This window comes from Geojedonia litorea, from assembly GCF_042654525.1.
In the GTDB taxonomy this organism is placed as follows: Bacteria; Bacteroidota; Bacteroidia; order Flavobacteriales; family Flavobacteriaceae; genus Geojedonia; species Geojedonia litorea.
Map to the genome: position 1 here is coordinate 1 of NZ_JBHSGP010000009.1, position 1,833 is coordinate 1,833.

At 42.0% G+C, this 1,833-nt stretch carries 1 protein-coding gene; it reads left to right on the forward strand.

Going from position 1 to position 1,833, the window contains the following annotated elements:
• On the forward strand, positions 1-1,833 hold a 1,833-nt coding region (locus ACFO5O_RS06080; RefSeq protein ID WP_387961918.1), incomplete at both ends, for an HYR domain-containing protein.

Here is a 1,833-nt window from a genome sequence, read left to right on the forward strand (position 1 = left end):
CAGTTAATAATGATGCAGGACAATGTGGTGCCATTGTGAATTTCACACCAACAGCTACAGATAATTGTTCAGTTGTCTCGATAGTAAGTTCACCGGCTTCAGGAAGTTTCTTTGCTGTGGGTACAACAACAGTAACAGTAACGGCTACAGATGCAGCGGGCAATACCAATGTTTGCAATTTTGATGTAACTGTAAATGACACTGAAGATCCAGTGGTAAGCTGTCCATCAGATATTACAGTTAATAATGATGCAGGACAATGTGGTGCCATTGTGAATTTCACACCAACAGCTACAGATAATTGTTCAGTTGTCTCGATAGTAAGTTCACCGGCTTCAGGAAGTTTCTTTGCTGTGGGTACAACCCAAGTAACAGTTACAGCCACCGATGCAGCGGGCAATACCAATGTTTGCAATTTTGATGTAACTGTAAATGACACTGAAGATCCAGTGGTAAGCTGTCCATCAGATATCATAGTAAGCAATGAAGCAGGACAATGTGGTGCCATAGTGAATTTCACACCAACAGCTACAGATAATTGTTCAGTTGTCTCGATAGTAAGTTCACCGGCTTCAGGAAGTTTCTTTGCTGTGGGTACAACAACAGTAACAGTAACGGCTACAGATGCAGCGGGCAATACCGATGTTTGCAATTTTGATGTAACTGTAAATGACACTGAAGATCCAGTGGTAAGCTGTCCATCAGATATTACAGTTAATAATGATGCAGGACAATGTGGTGCCATTGTGAATTTCACACCAACAGCTACAGATAATTGTTCAGTTGTCTCGATAGTAAGTTCACCGGCTTCAGGAAGTTTCTTTGCTGTGGGTACAACCCAAGTAACAGTTACAGCAACGGATGCAGCGGGCAATACCGATGTTTGCAATTTTGATGTAACTGTAAATGACACTGAAGATCCAGTGGTAAGCTGTCCATCAGATATTACAGTTAATAATGATGCAGGACAATGTGGTGCCATTGTGAATTTCACACCAACAGCTACAGATAATTGTTCAGTTGTCTCGATAGTAAGTTCACCGGCTTCAGGAAGTTTCTTTGCTGTGGGTACAACCCAAGTAACAGTTACAGCAACGGATGCAGCGGGCAATACCGATGTTTGCAATTTTGATGTAACTGTAAATGACACTGAAGATCCAGTGGTAAGCTGTCCATCAGATATTACAGTTAATAATGATGCAGGACAATGTGGTGCCATTGTGAATTTCACACCAACAGCTACAGATAATTGTTCAGTTGTCTCGATAGTAAGTTCACCGGCTTCAGGAAGTTTCTTTGCTGTGGGTACAACAACAGTAACAGTAACGGCTACAGATGCAGCGGGCAATACCGATGTTTGCAATTTTGATGTAACTGTAAATGACACTGAAGATCCAGTGGTAAGCTGTCCATCAGATATTACAGTAAGTAATGAAGCAGGACAATGTGGTGCCATAGTGAATTTCACTCCAACAGCAACAGATAATTGTTCAGTTGCCTCGATAGTAAGTTCACCGGCTTCAGGAAGTTTCTTTGCTGTGGGTACAACAACAGTAACAGTAACGGCTACAGATGCAGCGGGCAATACCGATGTTTGCAATTTTGATGTAACTGTAAATGACACTGAAGATCCAGTAGTAAGCTGTCCATCAGATATTACAGTTAATAATGATGCAGGACAATGCGGCGCCATAGTGAATTTCACTCCAACAGCAACAGATAATTGTTCAGTTGTCTCGATAGTAAGTTCACCGGCATCAGGAAGTTTCTTTGCTGTGGGTACAACCCAAGTAACAGTTACAGCAACGGATGCAGCGGGCAATACCGATGTTT